Below are 22,063 nucleotides of genomic sequence, written 5' to 3'. Positions count from 1 at the left end.
CTGTTTTTTAGGGTTCAGGGGGTCACAGCTGGTCGATCGCGGCGGCGAGACCAGCCAGGGTCAGCGGGTGCATGCGCCCGCCAATCACATCATTCATCAGCCTGATGGAGGGGTGCCAGAGCCACTCCTGCCTGGGGACAGGGTTGATCCACACCAGCCGGGGGAAGTGGTGCTGCAGTCGCTCCAGCCACACCTGGCCGGGCTCCTCGTTCCACTGCTCCACGCTGCCACCGGGCCAGGTGATCTCGTAGGGACCCATCTTGGCGTCCCCCACCAGGATCACCCGATAGTCGCTGCCGTAGGTGCGCAGCAAGCTCAGGGTGTCGACACGCTCCTGGGCGCGGCGGTTGTTGTCCTGCCAGACGACGTCATAGAGGCAGTTGTGAAAATAGAAGAACACCAGGTGCTTGAACTCGTGGCGCAGGGCACTGAAGAGACGCTGCACCTCGGCCACGTGGGCATCCATGGAGCCCCCCACATCGAAGAACACCAGCAGCTTGACCCCGTTGTGGCGCTCGGGTCTGAGCTTCACATCGAGCCAGCCCTGGCGGGCCGTGCTCTGGATGGTGTCGTCGAGATCCAGCTCCGAGGGATTGCCCTTGCGCACCCAGCGCCTTAGCTTGCGCAGGGCCAGCTGGATGGCCCGCTGGCCGAGCGGCGAGTCGTCGCTGAAGTTGCGGTAATGCCTTGCCTCCCACACCTTGGTTGCCTTGCCATGCCGGCCCTCGCCTCCCATGCGGATCCCCTCGGGGTGGAAGCCGCCATGGCCGAACGGACTGCTGCCCCCGGTCCCCACCCACTTGTTACCGCCGGCGTGGCGCGCCTTCTGTTCACGCAGGCGCTGGTTGAGGGTCTCCAGCAGCTTGTCGAGCCCGCCGAGGGATCCGAGCAAGGCTTTCTCCTCAGAGCTCAGCAGCCGCTCGAACTCCTGGCGCAGCCAGTCATCCGGCAGCGTCTCGGGCAGCAAGGGGATGGCCTCCAGCCCCTGGTAGTACTCGGCGAAGGCGCGATCGAAACGATCATAGTGAGCCTCGTCCTTCACCAGCAGGCTGCGGGACAAGCGATAGAAGTCGTCCATGTCCACGCTGGCGAGTCCGGCCGCCAGGGCCCCGTGGAGATCCAGCAGCTCGCGCAGGCTGCAGGGCAGCTTGTGACGGCGCAGGTGAAGGAAGAAGTCGATCAGCATTCAGCCGCCGCGACGCGCCAGGAAGGCGAGCTTCTCGAAGAGGTGCAAGTCCTGCTCCGTCTTGAGCAGGGCGCCATAGAGGGCTGGCACCAGCTTGCCGGGCTCCCGGCTGCGCAGCGCCTCGGGGGCGATCTCATCGGCCAGCAGCAGGCGGATCCAGTCCAGCAGCTCGGAGGTGGAGGGCTTCTTGCGCAGCCCCTCCACGTTACGCAGCTCGAAGAAGAGATCCATCGCCTCGCCGAGCAGGCTCTCCTTGAGGTCGGGATGGTGCAGCTGGACTATGGCCTGCATCTCGGCCTTGTCGGGGAAACGGATGTAATGGAAGAAGCAGCGGCGCAGGAAGGCGTCCGGCAGCTCTTTTTCATTGTTGGAGGTGATGATGACCACGGGACGCTGGCGCGCCTTGACGCGCTCCCCTGTCTCATAGACGTCGAACTCCATCCGATCCAGCTCCAGCAACAGATCGTTGGGAAACTCGATGTCCGCCTTGTCGATTTCGTCGATGAGCAGCACCGGCCTCTGCGAGGCAGCGAAGGCCTGCCACAGCTTGCCACGGCGGATGTAGTGATTGATGTCCCCGACCCGCGGATCCCCGAGCTGGGAGTCCCGCAGCCTGGCCACCGCATCATACTCATAGAGCCCCTGCTGGGCCCTGGTGGTGGACTTGATGTGCCAGCTGATGAGGTCGGCACCGAGCGACTCGGCAACCGCCTCCGCCAGCACCGTCTTGCCGGTGCCCGGCTCACCTTTTATCAGCAGCGGCTTCTCCAGCACGATGGCGGCATTGACGGCCATACTCAGTGACTTTGATGCGAGATAGCGATCGCTTCCTGCAAATCCCATGGCGTCCGTTTCCTTGGTAACACAAGGCCCGCCCTGGGCCTAGGTAATAAAGAATAAGTTCTATATGTTGTAATAACATATTGTTATAACGATTCGTCACTTCTCATTCAGAAACCACAGGGTAATCTTGTTTCATCGCCTTAACAAACACAGGGATAGCACCATGAGCAAAATTTTTGAGGACAACAGCCAGACCATAGGCAACACCCCGCTGGTTCGTCTCAACCGTGTTACCAAGGGCCGCGTGCTGGCCAAGATCGAGAGCCGCAACCCGAGCTTCAGCGTCAAGTGCCGGATCGGCGCCAATCTCATCTGGGATGCCGAGAAACGCGGCGTGCTGACCAAGGGCAAGGAGATCATCGAGCCTACCAGCGGTAACACGGGCATTGCCCTGGCGTTCGTGGCTGCGGCCCGTGGCTATCCCATCACCCTGACCATGCCTGCCACCATGAGCCTGGAGCGCCGCAAGCTGCTCAAGGCGCTCGGTGCCAACCTGGTGCTGACCGAAGGCCCGCTGGGCATGAAAGGCGCCATCGCCAAGGCCAACGAGATCCTCGAATCCGAGCCGGGCAAGTATGTGCTGCTGCAGCAGTTCGAAAACCCCGCCAACCCGGAGATCCATGAGCAGACCACAGGCCCCGAGATCTGGGACGCCACCGACGGCGAAGTGGATGTGTTTGTGGCAGGCGTCGGCACCGGCGGCACCATCACAGGGGTCTCCCGCTACATCAAGCAGACCAAGGGCAAGGCCATCGTCTCCGTGGCGGTCGAACCCTCCGAGTCCCCCGTCATCAGCCAGAAACTGGCGGGTGAAGAGATCAAACCTGGTCCCCACAAGATCCAGGGCATAGGCGCCGGCTTCATTCCGGGCAACCTGGACCTGACCCTGCTGGACCGCGTCGAACAGGTGAGCAGCGAGGAGTCCATCGAGATGGCTCGCCGCCTGATGGAAGAGGAAGGCATACTGGCCGGTATCAGCTCAGGCGCCGCCGTGGTGGCTGCCGCCCGTCTGGCCGAGCTGCCGGAGTTCGAGGGCAAGACCATAGTCGTCGTGCTGCCGAGCGCCGCCGAGCGCTATCTCTCCAGCGCCCTCTTCGCCGGTGTGTTCAGCGAGCAGGAACTGCAGCAGTAATTGATCGTCTTACATCAAAACAGCGGCGCCCCAGGGGCGCCGTTTTCATTATGCGCTAAACTCAGTAGCCATCAGTGTCAGTCGACCCCTTATTTTTTGGGGTAAAATAACAAACTTGGGTCTGACAAAAAAAGCAGACATTCTGTGATAAATCTCATATCCTGTGCCGCGTCACGAGGTGTTTGCTGGCTAGGTATCACAAGGTAACAAAGTGTTATTTTTCGTTATAAATTAATTTCAGGCCAGTCCTGACGCGGCTTGCAGCCCGATAACGAAAAGACTTAGCCTGGACGCCGAATACTGCACAGAAAATTGACCTGGATTAAACCATTGCAGGTCTGATTTCGTTACTTTACAACATATCCATACTGACACGGTGAGACAGGAAGCCTCATTAGCGACCATCTCTCCACACAATATCAATAATATGGGGTGAAACCATGTACGAGAAGTCTGTTGTTATTACTGCTGAAAACGGCCTGCACACCCGTCCCGCAGCTCAGTTCGTGAAAGAAGCCAAAGAATTCCAAAGCGAGATCACTGTGGTCTCCGGTGGCAAATCCGCCAGCGCCAAGAGCCTGTTCAAGCTGCAGACCCTGGGCCTGACCAAAGGCACCAACGTGACCATCCAGGCCGACGGCCCGGACGCTCAGAAAGCCGTTGAGAAGCTGGTTGCCCTGATGGACGAGCTGGAGTAATCCAGCTTTATTCCTCCCCCACAGTCGTTTTAATAGGAAGGATTATGATATCTGGCATTCTTGCGTCCCCCGGTATCGCATTCGGTAAGGCGCTTCTTCTGAAAGAAGATGAAATCGTTATCAATCAGGGCAAGATTTCTGCTGACCAGATTGACGTCGAGATCAACCGCTTCCTCGAAGCCCGCACCAAGTCAGCCGCACAGCTGGAAGCCATCAAAGAGATGGCCGGTCGTACCTTCGGTGAAGAAAAAGAGGCCATCTTCGAAGGCCACATCATGCTGCTCGAAGATGAGGAGCTGGAAGGGGATATCAGATCCTTCATCAAAGACAACAAGGCGTCCGCCGACAAAGCCATCTATGAGGTGATCGAACAGTACGCCAAGATGATGGCCGAGCTGGACGACCCTTACTTGCGCGAGCGCGCCACCGACTTCCGTGACATCGGTACCCGTCTGGTGAAGAACGTGCTGGGCATCGCCGTTGTCAACCTGAGCACCATAGACGAAGAGGTCATCCTGGTCGCCAAAGACCTGACCCCGTCCGAAACCGCTCAGATCAACCTGAAATACGTGCTGGGTTTTGTTACCGACATCGGTGGCCGTACCTCCCACACCTCCATCATGGCCCGCTCCCTGGAGCTGCCGGCCATCGTGGGCACCAACGACATCACTGCGCGCGTCAACAACGGTGACATGCTGGTACTGGATGGCATCAACAACCAGATCATCATCAACCCGACCGCCGAGCAGCTGGCTGAAGCCAAGAAATTCCAGGCCCAGTTCCAGGCCGAGAAGGACGAACTGGCCAAGCTGAAAGACCTGCCCGCCATCACCCTGGATGGTCATCAGGTCGAAGTCTGCGCCAACATAGGTACCGTCAAGGATACCGAGGGTGCCATCCGCAATGGCGCCGAAGGCGTGGGTCTGTACCGCACCGAGTTCCTGTTCATGGATCGTGATGCGCTGCCGACCGAAGAGGAGCAGTTCAAGGCCTACAAAGAAGTGGCAGAGGCCATGCCGGATCAGCCGATCATCGTCCGCACCATGGACATCGGCGGCGACAAAGAACTGCCCTACATGAATTTCCCGAAAGAGATGAACCCCTTCCTGGGCTGGCGTGCAGTGCGTATTTTCTTCGATCGCGAAGACATCATGCACGCCCAGCTGAAGGCCATACTGCGCGCCTCTGCCTTCGGCAAACTGCGCATCATGTTCCCGATGATCATCTCCGTCGAAGAGTTCCGCAGCCTCAAGGCAACCGTGGAACAGCTGAAGGCCGAACTGCGTGCCGACGGCAAAGCCTTTGATGAATCCATCGAAGTGGGTATCATGATCGAGACCCCGGCTGCTGCCGTGATGGCTCATCATCTGGCCAAGGAAGTGGATTTCTTCAGTATCGGTACCAATGACCTGACCCAGTACACCCTGGCCGTCGATCGTGGTAACGAGATGATTTCCGCCATGTACAACCCGCTGTCACCCTCCGTCCTGACCCTGATCAAGATGGTAATCGACGCTTCCCATGACAATGGCAAGTGGACCGGTATGTGCGGTGAACTGGCTGGTGACGAACGCGCCACCCTGCTGCTGCTGGGTATGGGTCTGGATGAGTTCTCCATGAGCGCCATCTCTGTACCGCGTATCAAGAAGCTTATCCGCAACACCAACTTCGAAGATGTGAAGGCAATGGCAGACCAGGCACTGAGCTATGCGACCGCCGCCGAAATCGAAGCCTGTGTAGATAACTTTATTAAGCAGAAGGCAGTCTGCTAAGATCGGCTGCAAATAGCGACAATCATCTCTAGGAGCTTTTACTATGGGTCTGTTTGATAAACTGAAGAAACTGGTCTCCGATGACAGTTCTGACACCGGCGGCATCGAAATCTTTGCTCCGCTGTCTGGCGAAATCGTGCCGATCGAAGATGTGCCTGACGTTGTCTTCGCCGAGAAGATCGTCGGTGACGGCATCGCCATCAAGCCGGCTGGCAACAAGATGGTTGCACCGTGCGACGGCACCATCGGCAAGATCTTCGAGACCAACCACGCGTTCTCTCTGGAATCCGACTCTGGTATCGAGCTGTTCGTTCACTTCGGTATCGACACCGTCGAGCTGAAAGGCGAAGGCTTCACCCGCATCGCCCAGGAAGGTCAGAAGGTCAAGCGCGGTGATACCATCATCGAGTTCGATCTGGCCGTACTGGAAGCCAAGGCGAAGTCTACCCTGACTCCGGTCGTCATCTCCAACATGGACGAGATCAAAGAGCTGATCAAGATGACTGGCGCCGTGACCGTGGGTGAGACCCCGGTTATCCGCATCAAGAAATAATGCGCCGCTGGCTGGTGCCAGCTGCCGCAACAAAAAACCGAAGCCCCAGGCTTCGGTTTTTTTATGGGCGGCGCTCGGCGCTCGCCCCTCTCCCAACAAAAGGCCCCGGTGACAGGGGCCTTTTGCCATGGACGCACATCATCCTCAGGGCAATACCACCCGGCTCTCCCCCCCACCGAGGGCCTCGACCCTGATTTGCACGCCGATCCGCTCCACCAGAGTCTGAACGTGGGAGATGACCCCGATCTGGCGGCCCGCTGCCTGCAGGGAGTCCAGGCTGGAGAGCGCCAGATCCAGGCTGTCCGGATCCAGGGTGCCAAACCCCTCGTCGATGAACAGCGACTCGACCTGGGTCTGGCGCGACGACAGGCTGGAGAGTGCCAGCGCCAGGGCCAGCGACACCAGGAAGCTCTCGCCGCCGGAGAGGGAGTCCACAGAGCGCACCTCGTCCCCCATGTCCAGATCCACCACCTGCAGCGCCAGATCCGTACCGGGCACCCGCTCCAGCCGATAGCGCGGCGACAGCTCGCCGAGCTGGGCATTGGCCTCCAACAATAGACGTTCGAGCGTGAGGCTCTGGGCGAAGGTGCGCAGCTTGGCGCCGCTGGCGGAGCCGATAAGCTCGGACAACTGCAGCCAGTGATCCGCCACCGCCTGCTGGGCCGCCAGCGCCTCCTGCAGGCTGCCCGCCTTCAGTGCCGCCGCCTCGGCCTGGGCCAGGGTGCTCTTGCACTGGAACAGCTGCTCTTCCAGCTCGCGGCAATGGGCCTCGCAGGCCCCCAGACGCTCGGCAAGGGCCTCGGCCGTGAGGGCGGTCAGCTCCCCATGATGCTCCCTATAGCGCGCCAGCTTGGCCTCCTCCTGGGCCAGCGCCCGCTGACGCTCGGTCAGCCGGGTGCGGGCCTCGGCCAGGGCATCGTCCAGGCGCTGCAAAGCGGTGCGGCGAGACCTGAGCTCATCCGGCGTGATGGCCAGCAGTCGACGCAGATCATATTCGGCGATGCCGAGGGTGCCGGCATGGGCCGCCCAACGCCCCAGCGCCTCACGGCGACGACGGCTGCTCACCTGCTTGTCCTGCTCGAGATGGGCCAGCCTGGCCTTGAGCTCGGTCTGCTTCTCCCGGGCTACCCGCAGCGCCGTCACCGCCTCCTCGAGCTGACTGGCCGCCAGCTGCAGCCGCTGCTGCCACTCCTGCTCGATCAGGGCGATGGCACGACCACCGAGGCAGGCCTCCCGGCTGGCGAGCAGCCCCTGACGCTGCTGCTCATGCTCCTTGTAGTCGCGCTCCAGCTTGTGCAGCAGCTCGTTCTGGCTCTGCACCCTCGCCTCCTGGGCGCTCAGGGCCGGGGTCAGAGTGGCCAGCTCGCCGCCCAGCTGCTCCCACTCACTCTGCCCGCGCAGATACGCCTCGCAGGTCTGCTGCCACTCCTGCCATTGCCGGCTGCCAAGCCACTGGCGCCAGGGCTCGGCCCCCATCTGTTCATCGAGGCGGGCCTCCCCCAGTGCCAGGCGCTGGCGCAGTGACGCCTCCTGCTCGGCCAACGCCTTCAGCTCGGCCTCCCACTCAATCCTTTGCCGCTCGGCCTCCTGCCACTGCTGCTCAAACTGCTGATAGCGGGCGGTCAGCTCGGTCAGCTGGTTGCGCAGCCCCAGCAGCCTCTGCTGCCCCTGCAGGGCCTGCTGCAGTTTCTGCTGCCCGGCCACGAGATCCGACTCCAGAGCCTCCCCCTGTGCCAGCAGGCGAGCCAGCAGCTCGGTCCACTGCGCCGGGCTTTGCCGCAAGTGCAGCTCCTGCCCCGGCAGGGCATCCCCTCCCAGTTGCAGCCAGCGCTGGGCAAACTGCTCGGACCGTGCCTCCAGCTCGGGTTGATGCTGCTGGCGGACGGCCAGCTGACGCGCCAGTTCGACCCGTTCGCTCTCCCCCTGAATATGCTGATGGTTGAGCTGCTCCCACTCCAGATCCAGCTGGCGGACACGCTCGGCCAGTTGCGCCAGTATGCCGGCCACCTGGGGCTGGCTTCGGGTGTAGGGATGCTCCTCGGCACCGCAGAGCGGGCAGGGCGTCCCGTCGCTCAACACGTGACGATACTGCTCGAAGCTCGCCACGGCGCGGGCCTGCTCCAGGGCATGGCGTGCCTCCCCGCGCTGGGTGGCGAGCCGCGCCAGCGCCGGCGCCAGCTCTTCGTGCTGGGCCCTCAGCCGGGCAAGATGCAGCTCGAGCTGCGCCATCTCCTGCTGCAAGCGCTCCTGCTGTTCGCTGTGGTTGCGGCCCGCCTGGGCCAGCTCCAGCAGTTGGCGAACCCGGGCCAGTTGCTCGGTCCGGGCCTGACGCTGCTCCTGCGCCCTGGCCACCTCGGCGTCCCACTCCTGCCCCTGCAGCTCATCGTGCTGCTGTTGCAATCGGGTACGCTCCTGCTGCCAGTAGTCACGCTCCTGCTGCCCCAGCGCCAGCCGGCTGACGAGATCCCGCAGGGCATGGCCCTTGTGCTCGCGGCTTTGCAGCACGCGCTGCAACTGCTCTCTGTCCGCCGCCCAGTCCTGGATGGCCGCGAGCAAGGGTTGCCACTGACGCGCCAGCGGGGCCAGGGCCTTGCGCTCCTCAAGCCAGAGAGCCCACTGCTGACGACGCACCGTCAGGGCCTCGACCCGGCTCGCCTGCTGCTGCCACTCCTGCTGCAGCGCCTGTTGCAGGGCGCGTGCCTGGGTCCCCTGCTGCCGGGTCTCCTGCAACTGCTGGCTCTTCTCCTTGAGCCGGGTATCGAGCTCCTGCGCCCGCTTGAGCTCGGGTTGCAGGGCGCCCCACTCCCGCTCTGCGGCAATCTTGTCGGCCAGCAGCTGCTGCTCGCGCAGCGCGGCCTGCTGCAATACGGGTTCAACCTGCTCCAGCTGGGACGCAAGCTGGCCTATCTGCTGCTCCTGCTGCTGCACCTCCAGGGTGAGGCGGGCAAGTTCGTCGTGATCGGCGCGGGCCACCTGGGCCTGCTCGGCGCGGGCAAACTCTTCCCGCCCGGGCGCCGCCTCGCCGTGGGCCGCCTCGGCGGCGGCCAGCGCCTCCTGCCCCTCCCGGCAGGCCTGCAACTGGGCAGCAATCCGTCCGTTGAGATCCCGCAAGTCCTGCAACAGCTGACGCTGCTGCTGCTCGTGCTTGAGGCTGGTGGAGAGACTCAGCTGCTGGGCGACCCAGTGCTCGCGTGTCTCATCATCCATCAGGGCCACGTCGCCGAGCCGCTGCTGTATGGTCGCCAGCGCCTGCTGCTCGGCCCGCGCCCGCTCATGGGTCTGGATGGAGATGGCGGAGTAGAGCTCGGTGCCCGTCATCCGCTCGAGCAGGGCGGAGCGCTCATCGGCGCTCGACTTGAGGAAGGCGGCGAACTCCCCTTGGGGCAGGATGACGGCGCGGCGGAACTGCTCCCAGGAGAGGCCCACCAGCTCGTCGATGCGATCCTGCAGCTCCCGCTTGCTGCCACTGAACACCTGCCCCGACTCGACGTCGGTCAGGCTGCGCTCCTGGGCCTGGAAGCGTCCCTCCGAGCGATTGCGGGCACGGCGCACCGCCCAGCGCGCCAGCCAGATGCGGCCGTCGCAGCCGCGAAACTGCACCTCGGCACAGCCACTGGCGTGGCCACGGCTCAAGATGCCGCGCACGTCGTTCGCCTTGAGCTTCTCTTCGTCATCCGCCCTGCCCACTTCGGCCACATGCTTGCGATTGGCGATAAAGCGCGGCATCTCGTCATAGAGGGCGAGGCAGATGGCGTCGAGCAAGGTGCTCTTGCCCGCACCTGTATTGCCGGTGATGGCAAAGAGCCCGGCGGCGCCCAGCGCCCCCTTGGTGAAGTCGATGGTGAAAGCCCCGGTCAGGCTGGCCAGGTTCTCCCCTGCCAGAGACAAGATTTTCATGAATGGCACTCCTTCATCCGCATCTCTTTATGCTCAGGGCGGCTTGCTCCCGCCTGGCCCTCACCGGAGCGCAACAAGATTTTCATGGGTTGGACTCCTTCACCTGCTCCAGGATCTCTTCAAACGACGCCACCAACTCGGCCGCCGGCTCCCCCTCGAACTGCCGCTGATAGCAGAGGCGAAACACCTCCGTGGGAGCGAGCTCATCCAGCCTGCGCCGCTCGCGTCCATCGGCCAGCCCCGCCCCCGAGCCCTGATACTGGGTGCTGATGCGGGCCAGACGCACCGGCTTGCCCGCCATGGCCGCCAGAATGCGCTCGCGGATGCGCGCCTCGGGTTTGGGCAGCAGCAGCCGCACCTCGAGGAAGGGCTGCGCCTCCTGGGGACAGTCGGGCAGGGAGAGCGCCTCTATGGCGTTCAGCGCCTCCTCGAGTGTGCCCTGGGGCAGGCGGATCATCTCCACCGCACGGGGCACGGGGATCCGCTCCAGCCCCGCCAGTGTGCCCCCCTCAAACCTGACCTCCAGCACCTGGTGGTTGTAGTTGGCCTCGGCCAGGGAGAGCGGCAGCGGCGAGCCGCTGTAGTGCACCCCCTCGGCCGGGCTCTGGGCCAGATGGAGGTGGCCAAGGGCCGTGTAGTCGGCGGCGGCGAAGATGTCGGCAGGCAGGGCGTGCTGGTTGCCCCCCAGCACCCGCCGTTCGGAGAGCTCCGAGAGCTGGCCCGCCGCCAGGTAAGCGTGGCCCATGGCGATCAGGGCCTGGCCGGGCTCGCAGCGCGCGCGGCCTTGCGCCAGCACGTCCTGGTAGATCTGGCGAACCCCCTCGATCAGCCGATCCTGCCCCTCCTCGAGCGGCTCCACCCGCAGATCGCTGCTGCGAAGAAAAGGCACGGCGGCGCACCAGGCGGCCACCTTGCCCTCCCTGTCTTGCAGCGGCACCAGCAGGCGATCGGTTTCGAGCTTGCCCTCCCCGTCCCGGCTGATGCTGCCCACCAGATGCAGGTCGAAGGCCCGCAGCAGTTCGTGGGGGGCGTCCAGCTTGGAGGGGGAGTCGTGGTTGCCACCGATCAGCACCATGTTGAGGCGGGGCATCTCGGCGCGCAGCCTGGCCAGGAAGCGATAGAGCTGCTGCCAGGCGCTGGCGGGAGGATTGGCGGTATCGAACAGATCCCCTGCAACCAGCAGGGCGTCGATCTGCCGCGTCTTGATGGTGTCGGTCAGCCAGTCGAGAAAGGCATCGTGTTCGAAACGGCGCTCATGGCCATGGAGTTGATGGCCAAGGTGCCAGTCGGCTGTGTGCAGGATCTTCATGAAAAACGGCTCGAAAGATAAGAGGGGAGGTGCCAGTGGTACCCGATGAGGACAAGATGAGGATACGCCCCTCTTTTTTCAAGCAAAACAGGCCGCTGACGTCAGATTCAGACGGGCTGGCAATGCATCTCATACTGGGGATGACCGGTCAGGGGATCCGAGACTTCATTCCCGATCCTGAATCCGTGGCGGCGATAGAAGCGCACCGCCGGCTCGTTTTCCACGAAGACCCGGGTATGGAGCGCCCCCCCCTGCTGCTTGGCCTCCTGCAGCAGGGCATGGCCGACCCCGCGCCCCTGGCGGTCGGGTCGCACGAAGAGGGCGGCCAGGTAGTCATCCACCAGGGCCATGAAACCGAGCAGCTCGCCGCGCTCCTCGAACACCCAGATGCGGGCATGGTCGAGGTAGCGGGTACGCAGCTCCTCCTGAGCCTGCCACCAGCAGGAAGCATCAACGAAATCATGGGCCTGCAAGGATGCCAGCAGCCAGATTTCGACGATCTCTTCCATGTCTTCCGGCCGGCTCGCTCTCAACATATTCGCATCCTTGTTAACAATTTGAACACTCGCAGTCTAGGGGAGTTCGATGACAAGACGGGCGGTCAAGATGAGGCCATGTGAAGTCGATCGCCCTTTATTTAGCGAGAATGATTGGCTGATCACAAAGCGCCTCTCTAGTACAATGCCCGCCGGACAATCTATGAGACCGAGGACGCCATGTGGTTTAAAAACCTGCAGATTTATCGCTTTACCCGCCCCTTTGACCTGACCGTGGATCAGCTGGAAACCCAGCTCGAGGCCTGTGCCTTCACCCCGTGCGGCAGTCAGGACATCTCCCGGTTCGGGTGGGTCAAGCCCCTCGGTAAATTCGGCTCCACCCTGACCCATTCAGCCTCCGGTCACATCCTGCTCTGCGCCCGCAAGGAAGAGAAGATGCTGCCGGGCACAGTAGTCAAGGAGATGCTGGCGGAGAAGGTGGAAGCGATCGAATTCGAGCAGGGCCGCGCCCTCAAGAAGAAGGAGAAGGAGGCTCTGAAGGAGGAGATCATGCATACCCTGCTGCCCCGCGCCTTCAGCCGCACCAGCCAGACCTTCGCCTGGATAAGTCCCGCCGACAACCTGATGGTGGTGGACGCCGGCTCCGCCAAGAAGGCGGACGATCTGCTGGCACTGCTGCGCAAGAGCATAGGCACCCTGCCGGTGGTGCCGGTGGCCCTCAAGAACCCGCCCGAGATCACCATGACCGAGTGGCTCAACGAGGGCAATCTGCCCGCCAGCTTCACCCTGGAAGACGAGGCCGAGCTGCGCAGTGCCATGGAGCACGGCGGCATCATCCGCTGCAAGCAGCAGGATCTCATGAGCGAGGAGATCAAGAATCACCTGGCCAATGACAAGCTGGTGACCAAGCTGGCCCTGAACTGGGGCGAGACCCTGAGCTTCGTGCTGGGGGACGATCTCTCCATCAAGCGCCTCAAGTTCAGCGAAGAGCTGCGCGAGCAGAACGACGACGTCACCAGCGAGGATCCCGCCGCCCGTCTGGATGCGGACTTCGCTCTGGTGACCGCCGAGCTGGCCCAGTTCATCCCGGCGCTGTTTGCCGCCCTGGGTGGCGAAGAGCAGTCCCTCTGAGTTGTCCCTTGCCTGTAAAAAAACCGCCTGATGGCGGTTTTTTTTTATTCCGGGCGGCCCCGCCGGCGGGGCAGGAACACCGCCCTCATAGCGCGCCGCGGGCCTGCAACAGCCGGTGCAGCCGCTCGGCCAGGGCGCCATATCCCTGCGCGTTCAAGTGCACGGCGTCGGACTTGAGCCCGGGAGTACGCAGCAGCTCGCCAAGGCTGTCGTTGTCCAGCACCAGCCCGTACTGCTCTGCCAGCTCCCCGTACAGGGGGGCGCCGTCGGCAAACAGGGACTTGCGAGGCACGGCCACCAGCAGCACCTGGGCACCGCTGCCCTGCACCGCCTCTATCATGGCGGCGAGATTGGCCTTGAGCGCCCCCTCCCCGCTGCCGTGCAGTATGTCGTTGCCTCCCTCCAGCAGTATGACCAGAGCGGGCCTGTGCTCGGCCAGCAACCCGGGCAGGCGGGCCCGCCCGGCACGGCTCAACTCCCCCGAGACCCCGCCATTGATGACGGGGTGACCGCTCAGGCTAGCCAGTACGCTGGGGTAGCTCTGGGCCGGGTTGACCCCGCGCCCCTCGGTCAGGCTGTCTCCGAACGCCAATATGGTCTCCCCCGCCGCCAGGGGTCTGAACCCTGGCTCCCCGCAGGCGGCCAGCAGCAGGCAGAGCAGCCCCGTCACGCAACGTCTCACCAGCCCCTCTCTGTGCATCCTGGGCTCCTCCTTGATATTTTTGTAACCATATGAGTATAAAGACAATCTTTCAATCGGGCTCCAACTGTGCCACATTTCGACGGGTGTACAAGAAACCGACAAGGAGCCTGTCATGTCCCTCAAACCCCTCGCCCTGCTGGTCGCCTTCGGCCTGCTCACCGGCTGCGCCCCCCAGAGTGCCTTTCATTATGTCCCCCCTCCCCAGACACTGATCGCCCCGGAGGCGGCCAGCGGCTGGACCGACAAGCCGGGCTGGCAGGGGCGCGACTTCATGGTGGCCGCGGCCAACCCGCTGGCGGTGGATGCGGGCTACCAGATCGTCAAGGCGGGAGGCAGTGCCGTCGATGCGGCCATCGCCGTCCAGCTGGTACTGACCCTGGTGGAGCCGCAATCCTCCGGGATCGGCGGCGGCTCCCTCATGCTGGTGTGGGATGGCAAGCAGGTGGCGGCCGTGGATGGCCGTGAGACGGCCCCGGCGGCGGCCACGGATCAGCTGTTCATGAAGGATGGCAAGCCGATGGCGTTCTACGACGGCGTGGTAGGCGGTCGCTCGGTCGGCGCCCCCGGCACGGTGCGCGCCCTGGCCCTGGCCCACGAGCGCTATGGCAAGCTGCCCTGGGCCAGCCTGTTCGAACCCGCCATCACCCTGGCAGAGCAGGGCTTTGTGATAAGCCCACGCCTGACCACCCTGCTCGCCAAGGATCCCTATCTGGCCAAAGACCCCGAGGCCAGGACCTACTTCTACCAGGCGGACGGCAGCCCCAAGGCGGCGGGCACCCGCCTCACCAACCCGGCACTGGCCGGGGTACTCAGGACGCTGGCACGGGATGGTGCCGATGCCTTCTATCGAGGACCCATCGCCGAGGCCATGGTAGCCAAGGTGCACGCCCATCCCACCAACCCCGGGGTGCTGAGCGCCGCGGATCTGGCCAGCTACAGCGCCAGGTTGCGGGACGGCCTCTGCTTTGACTATCGCCAGAGCGAGGTGTGCGGCTTCCCGACCCCCTCCTCGGGCACCCTGGCCCTCGGCCAGATCTTCGGCATGCTGGAGAGCCGGGACATGGCAGCGCTCAAACCCGTGCCCGGGCCGGACGACCGGCTGGCCGCCTCGAGCGAGGCAATCCACCTTTACAGCGAGGCGGCGCGGCTCGCCTTCGCCGATCGCAACCAGTACGTGGCCGACGGCGACTTCGTCGCCGTGCCGGTGCGCGGCATGCTCGACAAGGGCTATCTCGCCGAGCGGGGTCGACTCATCGGCGCCAGGTCCATGGGCGTCGCCCAACCGGGCACCCCGCCGCAGGCACTGGCCCGTGGCCAGGATGCCACCCCCGAGCTGCCCTCCACCAGCCACGTCTCCATCGTGGATCGAGACGGCATGGCGGTCTCCATGACCAGCTCCATCGAGGACGGCTTCGGCTCCCGGCTGATGGTCAACGGCTACCTGCTCAACAACCAGCTCACCGACTTCTCCTTCACCTCGGTGGATGCCACCGGCCTGCCGGTGGCCAACCGGGTGGAGCCGGGCAAGCGCCCGCGATCCTCCATGTCGCCCCTGCTGGTGTTCGACAAGCAGAGCAAGCAGCTGGAGATGAGCCTGGGCTCCCCGGGTGGCTCGGCCATCATCAACTACGTGGGCAAGGCGCTGCTCGGCACCCAGGACTGGGGGCTGAACCTGCAGCAGGCCATCAACCTGCCCAACTTCGGCAGCCGCAACGGCCCCACCGAGCTGGAGCAGGGGCGCACGCCCGAGGTCGTAATCCAGGGACTCAAGGCCAGGGGTCACGAAATCGTGCTCAGCGAGCAGACCTCGGGCTTGCAGGGGGTACAGCGCAATGCCGGCGGCTGGTTTGGCGCCGCAGATCCGCGCCGGGAGGGGATTGCCAGGGGCGAGTGATCCCCTGGCGCACATCAACGGGGGCGGCGCGCTCTGTGTCAGCTGGCAAGGCCCCTGGCAGCCCCTAGCTCGCATCCACCGCCCCACCGGTTTGCGCACATTTTCACCAATAAAAACCCGGGCCTGTGGCCCGGGATCTGGCACTGAACGGCGTGGGGCAAGGACCGCCATGCACGCAATGACGGGGACTACAGCAGATCGTGCTTGTCCAGCAGCCGGTAGAGGGTGGCGCGCGAGATGTCGAGGGTGCGCGCCACCTCCTCCAGCTGGTCCGGGAAACGGGCCAGCGTCCGTTGCAGCGCCTGGCGCTCCGCCGCCTCACGCACGGCCTTGAGCGATCCATCGAGCAGCAGGGAGTCCATGTTGGTCAGCTCCATGTCATCGGCCTCGATGAAGGGGCCAGAACACATCACGGCTGCCCGCTGCACCCGGTTGCGCAGCTCCCTGACATTGCCGGGCCAGCCATAGGACTGCATGGCCTGACGCGCCTTGTGGGTAAAGCTCAGCATTCTCCCTCCCCGCACTTCTGCCAGGATGTCATCGGCAAGCAGCTGGATGTCCTCGGCCCGTTCGCACAAGGCAGGGGTGCGCAGCCGCACCACATTGAGCCGATAGTAGAGGTCCATGCGAAATCCGCCGCTGGCCACCGCCTGCTCCACATCGATATTGGTGGCGGCAATGACCCTCACATCCACATTACGAGTCAGATGACTGCCCACGGCCTCTATGCTCTGCTCCTGCAAGAAGCGCAGCAGGGTCGCCTGATCCTCCAGTGGCAACTCCCCGATTTCGTCGAGGAACAGGGTGCCGCCATCGGCCGCCTCAATCTTGCCTATCTTGCGGCTCTGGGCACCGGTGAAGGCGCCCTTGACGTGGCCGAACAGCTCGGACTGGATCAGCTGATGGGGCATGGCGCCGCAGTTGACGGCCACAAAGGGACTGTCTTCGCCGAAGGTGCTGTAGTGCAGCTCACGAGCCACCAGCTCCTTGCCGGTGCCGCTGGGCCCGGTCACCAGCACGGGCAGGCGACAATGTTGCAGCCGCATGATCTGCTCGCGCAACTGGCGAATGGCGCTGCTCTCCCCCTGGATGAAGCGCAGCTGAGCCGGCATCTTGGGGCGATGGCGCCGGATGAGCTGTGCCATCCCCAGCGCATGACCCAGGCTGTGGGAGAGTCTGTCCTGATCGAGCGGGAAGGTGTGAAAATCATGAAAACAGGCTGCAAGCAGGTTGCGCAGGGCCTCGCTGGCCAGGCAATCACGCTCGATCAGGCCAATCCACAGGCTGCTGGAGTGTTGGCCAATCAGGGAATACAAGGCGTCATGCTGCTCCGGCTTGATCACCACCAGCACCAGGGGATAAGCCTTTTCCTGCAATTTCTGTTCTGCCACCGCCAGGGAACTCGCCTGCTCCACTTGCCACTCGCTTTTTACCAGCAGGCTTTCCAGTACGGCACATGAATTGATGAGTAACAATGCCGTTTCTGTCATAGGGAAACTCCTTGTTATCGCCTCTGCACGAGAGAGTCTGACCATTGCTCTTTGAGGCTCACTCCTTCATCTGGACAAAGCATGACGTTCATCAAATGACGCCAACTCAAGGTAGCCAGACGATGATAACTATAAACCATCCCGCATTTAGACTGATGACACCACAATAATGAGACAGCAAAATTAACGGTGAGAAAAAATAAAGTCATTGATAAACAATGTGTTGATGAATCATATAAAAGTTCATTATCAAACCTGAGACTTAAACACAAATAACTCAAATACAAAAACAATACATATCAATAAGTTACCAATTGGCACACTCATTGCTCTCTCTAATAAGCCCTCCTGGCATATGGAGACAGAGAATGAAAACATATATTGCACTGGCAATTATTCCTCTTTCCGCATTCGCACCTCAGTCACAAGCAGAGAATCGGGTTGATCTCGGCTCGCAAGCACTCAGCAACATTCGTGGCGCCATGGGTGTCAATATGGTTGCCGGTAATAACAACCAGCAGGGCAACCTCGCCGCCATCGCCCTATCAGGGCCGGCCATCGTTCAGTTTAGCCAGCAGAATCAATCCACTACCAATCTCAATGGCAACCAGAGCGTTGCCATTCTGGGCTCGGCGCTGAGCCAGAGCCAGGGGCTGGTCGGGATCAATCAGGGCGCAGGTGAAGCCAACCAGCAGCTGAATGCCTTTGCCTTGTCGCTGGATGACAGCGGCATCGGCGTGGTGACCGACATCAACCTCAGCACCAGTGTGGCAAAGACACCTTCAGGCAAGGTGCCCTCCAACACCACCACCAGCATCTATCTGGATGACAACGCCCTGACGGGCAGCAAAGGCGTCATCCAGGTGAACCAGGTCACGGGACAGGGAAACCAGGCAGTCAACATGGTCTCCCTGCCTCTGGCTGGCGCAGTAACGACATCCCCATGATGTCGCAGGGATCGGAAGCCGAGTCCGGGGGCTTAGATTCAGCCGATGGGCAAATCTTCCACAGAAAGTTCAATGGAGAGACTCATTATGCGTGGACTTATTTATAGCTCATTAGCCGCTGCGGTTGTCATGGCCATGTCGGGCACCGCCTCCGCCGATTACCGCGGTGACAGGGATGAGACAGGGGCAACCTTGACCAAGAAGGTCAAGGCAGAGGTCGATGTGGAATACGAAGGCAGAGTCAATGTCGGCGGCTACATCAACGTCAACAAACTCGGCATGGCGGTGGTGGACAACCAGCAATCCAGCTCCATGATCGGCACTGCTAACTCAAGAACAGAAAACACGAGCAAAATTGACGGCTCGTTCAAGGGTGCATCCGGTAACGTCGGCGCCAACGTGGCAGCCGGTGACTCCAACGTACAAGGCAACAGCGCTTCTCTGGCAGCCTATGACGAAGTCGATGCCGAGTTCATCATGGGTCGTGGCCAACAACATGGCATGGCCGGTGGTTCTTCGGATGCCGAGATCTTCTCCTCCCAAAGCGCCAGCCAGAACTGGACTACCAACCACGGTCATCAGAACAAGGCCGGGATCGGCGATGGGGCATTCAAGGATGCCGCGGGCAACATAGGTGCCAACGTGACGTCTGGCTCGGGTAACGTTCAGGCCAACAACATGGCGGCCTCGGTGTCCACCGGCAACATGGCCGTGGCCACGGTGGCAAACAGCCAGAGCGTGACCCAGAACATGACCGAAAACAAGAGCCTGAGCGCCACCAAGACCGTGGACTACAACCCCATCTTCCTCAAGCTCAAAGCCGAGGGTGAGTACGAAGGGACGAGCAAGCAGACCAACAACGTCTATCCGGAAATCTGGAAGGATGGTGATCATCCCAATGGCGGCAGTCTCTGGGGCCACATCGACTATGACAATCAGGACGATGATGGCAGCAAGGACTCCAAGTTCAAGTTCGAGGAAGAGGGTGATATCAAGCTGAGCGGTTATGCCACTGGCTTCATACCCGTGGTCAATACCTACACCAGCCGCGAAACCTTCAACCGGGCAACCATCGATGGCGGCGCCTTCAACGGTGCCGTGGGCAACATCGGGGTGAACGTGTCGTCGGGCACCAACAACCTGCAAGCGAACAACCTCTCGCTGGCCGCAGGCTTTGCCAAGTAATGCACTTCAGAGGGGGCCTTTGCGCCCCCTTTTTTCAGGACATGGAGGTCTCAATGCGCTGGCTACTGCTGTTGTTATTCTGCCCTGCTGCCTGGTCGGCCAATATGCCATTGGGAGAACATCTCCCGGCACTGGGGGATCTCAACAAACCGGTACAGAGCATTCTGGAGCGCCGTTATGCCAATATCGAGCGCCAACATACAGATTTCAGCTGTGGGGCCGCCGCAGTCGCCACCATACTGCGCTACTCCTACGGCCATGCAACGAATGAACGCTGGGTGATGGATGGCATGCTGGCCATGGCTGACCCTGAACAGGTCAAGAATTTCGGCTTTTCCATGCTCGACATGAAGCAATATTTGCAGATGCTCGGCATGCGTGTCAGAGGCTATCGCCTGGGAGATGAAAAATTGCGGCAGGTGAGAGTCCCCACCATAGTGCTGCTCAATATTCGCGGCTACCAGCACTTTGCCGTGCTGCGCGCCATCGATCGCCACGACCGTGTCTATCTGGCAGACCCCGCCCTCGGCAATCGAGTGATCACCTTCAAGGAGTTCAAGGAGAGCTGGAACGGCATACTGCTTGCCGTGATCGGCGCTGGCTATCGGCCTGATGCGCCCCTTGCCAATCCTGCACCTCCCCTGTCTGCCAGAGGAAAAGATGGGCTGTTCGCCCCCCTCAATGAAACATCCCTGCTGGAATTTGGTTTTCAGCACAAAGAGCTAATGTGAGGTCATCATGAATACCCGACCCGCCATATGCCTCATCTGCAGTCTGGGTGGCTTTGCCTCTCCGCTGCTGGCCGCCTCGGATCCTCTGGCGCTGCTGTCAGACAGCTTTGCCCCCGAACTGGCCGATGGGGAACTGGCCCATCTGCGTGGCCGCTACGTCAGCAGCCACGGGATCAGCTACTTCGGCATCGAGTTCATCTCATCCCTGACCACGGCCCAGGCCCAACAAACGGCCGCCATGAACCTGGCGCTGAGCGTGGTGCAAAACAAGCCCAAGCTGGATGTCCGCATCAAGGATGAGGTCAAGGCTGTCACAACGACGCCCCAGAGTGCCTCCGTACAAGGCGCAGGCCTGGTGCAGGTAGTGCAACTGGAGGGGAGCGGCAACAGCTCGGTGAACCAGGCGGGTATTACACTGACGCCCCCCGCAATGACGGGGCAGATCGTCTCCGCGGGCAATTACGAGCACCAGGGGGATCTTGGCACAGCCAGTTACCGGGTCTCGGGCAATTACGCCGGGTTGCAACTAAACTCCTCCGACGGACGAGTCCTGCTGGAACAGAGCCTGAGAGGCACCGACTTCAGCCGCGGTCTGCTGCAGTTCAACAAGGTCAGGGGAGACGGATTGCAGACCCTGAATCAGACCCGGATCTGGTTCTCTCGCTAACAGCAGGTGAATCCCATGGGTTGAACTATAAAAAAGGATAATAAACAACAAGGACGTATCTCGATGAAACAGTCGACCATGCTGTTGATTGCACTGACCCCCTTCACCTGCTGGGGCGCAACTGCAGAAGAAGAGGCCCTGCAACAACAGCTGGATCAGTTGCGTCAGCAATTGATCCAGCAAAATCAGGCCCTCCATCAGTTACAGGCTCGCCTGGAGGCCGTCAAGGCCTCGGGGGCCACGCCTGCCGCCACAGCAGGAGGAGCAAGCGGGGCCGCCGTCGCAGCCTCCTCCCAACCCGATACGACACGGCGCACACCGGAAGTCGGTCGCAGTACCGAAGACCTGATGATCGAGCAACACAACGTGTTCGATCGTGCGCTGACCCTCGACTTCGGCCTCTCTTACCAGCACTACAACCGCAAGGATCTCGCCCTGCGCGGTTTCCTGGCGCTGGACGCCATCTTCCTGGGCGAAATCAACCTGGACAGGGTCCGCTCGGATCAATGGACCGCAGACCTGGTGACCCGCTACACCCTCAATGATCGCTGGCAGCTGGAACTTGCGGTGCCCTATATGTATCGCAACACCAACTATCAGAGCACCGGCAAGGAGAACTCCAGCCGCGACTTTGAGGAGCAGAGCGTCAGCGATGGCGGGCTCGGCGATCTCAGTCTCGCCATCTACTACAGGGTCCTGGCCGAGGATGAAGATTGGCCGGATCTGGTCTGGAACCTGCGGGCCAAGGCGCCGACCGGCAAGGATCCCTACGGGATAGAGCTCATTACCTCAGAATCTGGCAACCTGATGGTCCCCAAGGAGCTCGCCACCGGCAACGGGCTCTGGCAGCTGTCCACCGGCTTCTCCCTGGTCAAGACCCTGGATCCCGCCATCCTGTTCGCCAACCTCAACTATGGCCACAGCCTCAAGCAAGACTTTGACGATGTCTCCTACCAGCCCGGCGATCAACCCGGCAGCATCCAGCTCGGTGACTGGTATGAATATGGATTGGGGGTCGCGTTTGCACTGAACGAGCGCTTCAGCCTCTCCTTCAATATCAACCAGCGCATCACCCTCGAATCCAGCCAGGGAGCCGAAGGCTTTGACATGGAGAAGGTGACCGGCTCCGATGCCAATGCGGCCAGTTTCGGTATGGGGTCCACCTGGGCCATCACGGACAAGCTCTCCATGGCAGTCAACTGGTCGGCAGGGCTCACCACGGATGCGCCTGACTACAGCATAGGGCTGCGTTTCCCCTATAGGTTCTGAGAGCGGCGAGTCGATGCAGCCTGAGCGGGCAGATGATAGTCCCATGCCATTGAAGCGGATCCAGGTTGTTCACCCATCACAGAGGGAGGCACTATGCCTCCCTCTGTCGTTCTGCCTCCTGGCTGCCAGCGACCACCTGAGGGCAGCCACGTCCCCTGA

The 22,063-nt window shown here is 62.0% G+C and carries 18 protein-coding genes; 11 read left to right on the top strand and 7 right to left on the bottom strand.

All coding sequences use genetic code 11. From position 1 onward, the window contains the following. Positions 1–22: 22 nt before the first annotated feature. Positions 23–1,186, bottom strand: coding sequence for a vWA domain-containing protein (locus AC1IN8_RS09280; protein ID WP_479758689.1), 1,164 nt, complete (start codon positions 1,184–1,186; stop codon positions 23–25). After that, on the bottom strand, positions 1,187–2,029 hold the full coding sequence (locus AC1IN8_RS09275) for an AAA family ATPase (protein WP_479758688.1): 843 nt from the start codon (positions 2,027–2,029) through the stop codon (positions 1,187–1,189). A gap of 163 nt (positions 2,030–2,192) precedes the next feature. Here AC1IN8_RS09275 and cysK point away from each other — a divergent pair, with 163 nt between their 5' ends. The 4 genes from cysK (at position 2,193) to crr (ending at position 6,184) form a co-directional block, all read left to right on the top strand. After that, on the top strand, positions 2,193–3,161 hold the full coding sequence (gene cysK, locus AC1IN8_RS09270) for a cysteine synthase A (RefSeq protein ID WP_202046831.1): 969 nt from the start codon (positions 2,193–2,195) through the stop codon (positions 3,159–3,161). A 440-nt stretch (positions 3,162–3,601) separates the two neighbouring features. Beyond that, positions 3,602–3,859 carry an HPr family phosphocarrier protein gene (locus tag AC1IN8_RS09265; protein WP_005303128.1) on the top strand — a complete coding sequence of 86 codons (258 nt, stop codon included), beginning with the start codon at positions 3,602–3,604 and terminating at the stop codon, positions 3,857–3,859. Between the two features lie 44 nt (positions 3,860–3,903). Next, positions 3,904–5,631, top strand: a complete 1,728-nt coding sequence (gene ptsI, locus AC1IN8_RS09260) for a phosphoenolpyruvate-protein phosphotransferase PtsI (RefSeq protein WP_139437541.1) — start codon at positions 3,904–3,906, stop codon at positions 5,629–5,631. A gap of 43 nt (positions 5,632–5,674) precedes the next feature. Beyond that, a complete protein-coding gene (crr, locus tag AC1IN8_RS09255) occupies positions 5,675–6,184 on the top strand; it encodes a PTS glucose transporter subunit IIA (protein WP_005325875.1) in 510 nt (169 codons plus the stop codon). Between the two features lie 144 nt (positions 6,185–6,328). Here crr and AC1IN8_RS09250 read toward each other — a convergent pair whose 3' ends face one another. From AC1IN8_RS09250 to AC1IN8_RS09240, 3 genes are all read right to left on the bottom strand, one after another. Then, positions 6,329–10,081, bottom strand: a complete 3,753-nt coding sequence (locus tag AC1IN8_RS09250) for an AAA family ATPase (protein WP_479758687.1) — start codon at positions 10,079–10,081, stop codon at positions 6,329–6,331. An 82-nt stretch (positions 10,082–10,163) separates the two neighbouring features. After that, positions 10,164–11,390 carry an exonuclease SbcCD subunit D C-terminal domain-containing protein gene (locus AC1IN8_RS09245; RefSeq protein WP_479758686.1) on the bottom strand — a complete coding sequence of 409 codons (1,227 nt, stop codon included), beginning with the start codon at positions 11,388–11,390 and terminating at the stop codon, positions 10,164–10,166. A 107-nt stretch (positions 11,391–11,497) separates the two neighbouring features. Then, positions 11,498–11,926 carry a GNAT family N-acetyltransferase gene (locus AC1IN8_RS09240; RefSeq protein WP_005331882.1) on the bottom strand — a complete coding sequence of 143 codons (429 nt, stop codon included), beginning with the start codon at positions 11,924–11,926 and terminating at the stop codon, positions 11,498–11,500. Positions 11,927–12,106: 180 nt separating this feature from the next. Between AC1IN8_RS09240 and rdgC the strand changes: the two genes are divergently transcribed. Continuing rightward, positions 12,107–13,018, top strand: a complete 912-nt coding sequence (gene rdgC / locus AC1IN8_RS09235; protein WP_139437535.1) for a recombination-associated protein RdgC — start codon at positions 12,107–12,109, stop codon at positions 13,016–13,018. A gap of 85 nt (positions 13,019–13,103) precedes the next feature. Here the strand turns inward: rdgC and AC1IN8_RS09230 are convergent, their stop codons facing one another. Further along, positions 13,104–13,718 carry a GDSL-type esterase/lipase family protein gene (locus tag AC1IN8_RS09230; protein WP_319918204.1) on the bottom strand — a complete coding sequence of 205 codons (615 nt, stop codon included), beginning with the start codon at positions 13,716–13,718 and terminating at the stop codon, positions 13,104–13,106. A gap of 115 nt (positions 13,719–13,833) precedes the next feature. Between AC1IN8_RS09230 and ggt the strand changes: the two genes are divergently transcribed. Then, positions 13,834–15,615 (top strand): gamma-glutamyltransferase, encoded by a 1,782-nt coding sequence (ggt, locus tag AC1IN8_RS09225; RefSeq protein ID WP_479758685.1) that lies wholly within the window; start codon positions 13,834–13,836, stop codon positions 15,613–15,615. Positions 15,616–15,803: 188 nt separating this feature from the next. Here ggt and AC1IN8_RS09220 read toward each other — a convergent pair whose 3' ends face one another. Further along, positions 15,804–17,105, bottom strand: a complete 1,302-nt coding sequence (locus tag AC1IN8_RS09220; RefSeq protein ID WP_319913249.1) for a sigma-54-dependent transcriptional regulator — start codon at positions 17,103–17,105, stop codon at positions 15,804–15,806. A 368-nt stretch (positions 17,106–17,473) separates the two neighbouring features. On the opposite strand from AC1IN8_RS09220, the gene AC1IN8_RS09215 reads away from it, so the two are divergent. The 5 genes from AC1IN8_RS09215 to AC1IN8_RS09195 all read left to right on the top strand — a co-directional run bounded on the left by AC1IN8_RS09215 (position 17,474) and on the right by AC1IN8_RS09195 (position 21,904). Continuing rightward, complete coding sequence (locus tag AC1IN8_RS09215) at positions 17,474–18,052, top strand: hypothetical protein (protein ID WP_233721003.1); 579 nt, start codon at positions 17,474–17,476, stop codon at positions 18,050–18,052. 192 nt (positions 18,053–18,244) lie between these two features. Further along, positions 18,245–19,237, top strand: a complete 993-nt coding sequence (locus AC1IN8_RS09210; RefSeq protein ID WP_265436331.1) for a hypothetical protein — start codon at positions 18,245–18,247, stop codon at positions 19,235–19,237. A gap of 53 nt (positions 19,238–19,290) precedes the next feature. After that, positions 19,291–19,968 (top strand): C39 family peptidase, encoded by a 678-nt coding sequence (locus tag AC1IN8_RS09205; RefSeq protein WP_319913248.1) that lies wholly within the window; start codon positions 19,291–19,293, stop codon positions 19,966–19,968. A 7-nt stretch (positions 19,969–19,975) separates the two neighbouring features. Continuing rightward, positions 19,976–20,635, top strand: a complete 660-nt coding sequence (locus AC1IN8_RS09200) for a hypothetical protein (protein WP_265436333.1) — start codon at positions 19,976–19,978, stop codon at positions 20,633–20,635. A 63-nt stretch (positions 20,636–20,698) separates the two neighbouring features. Further along, entirely contained in the window at positions 20,699–21,904 is a 1,206-nt protein-coding gene (locus tag AC1IN8_RS09195; protein WP_479758684.1) for a transporter, read from the top strand. Positions 21,905–22,063 lie beyond the last annotated feature (159 nt).

The sequence above is a fragment of the Aeromonas sp. 130281 genome (genome assembly GCF_056642115.1).
The sequence above is the reverse complement of the archived record's forward strand: the minus strand, read 5'-3'. Positions and strand labels throughout refer to the sequence as shown.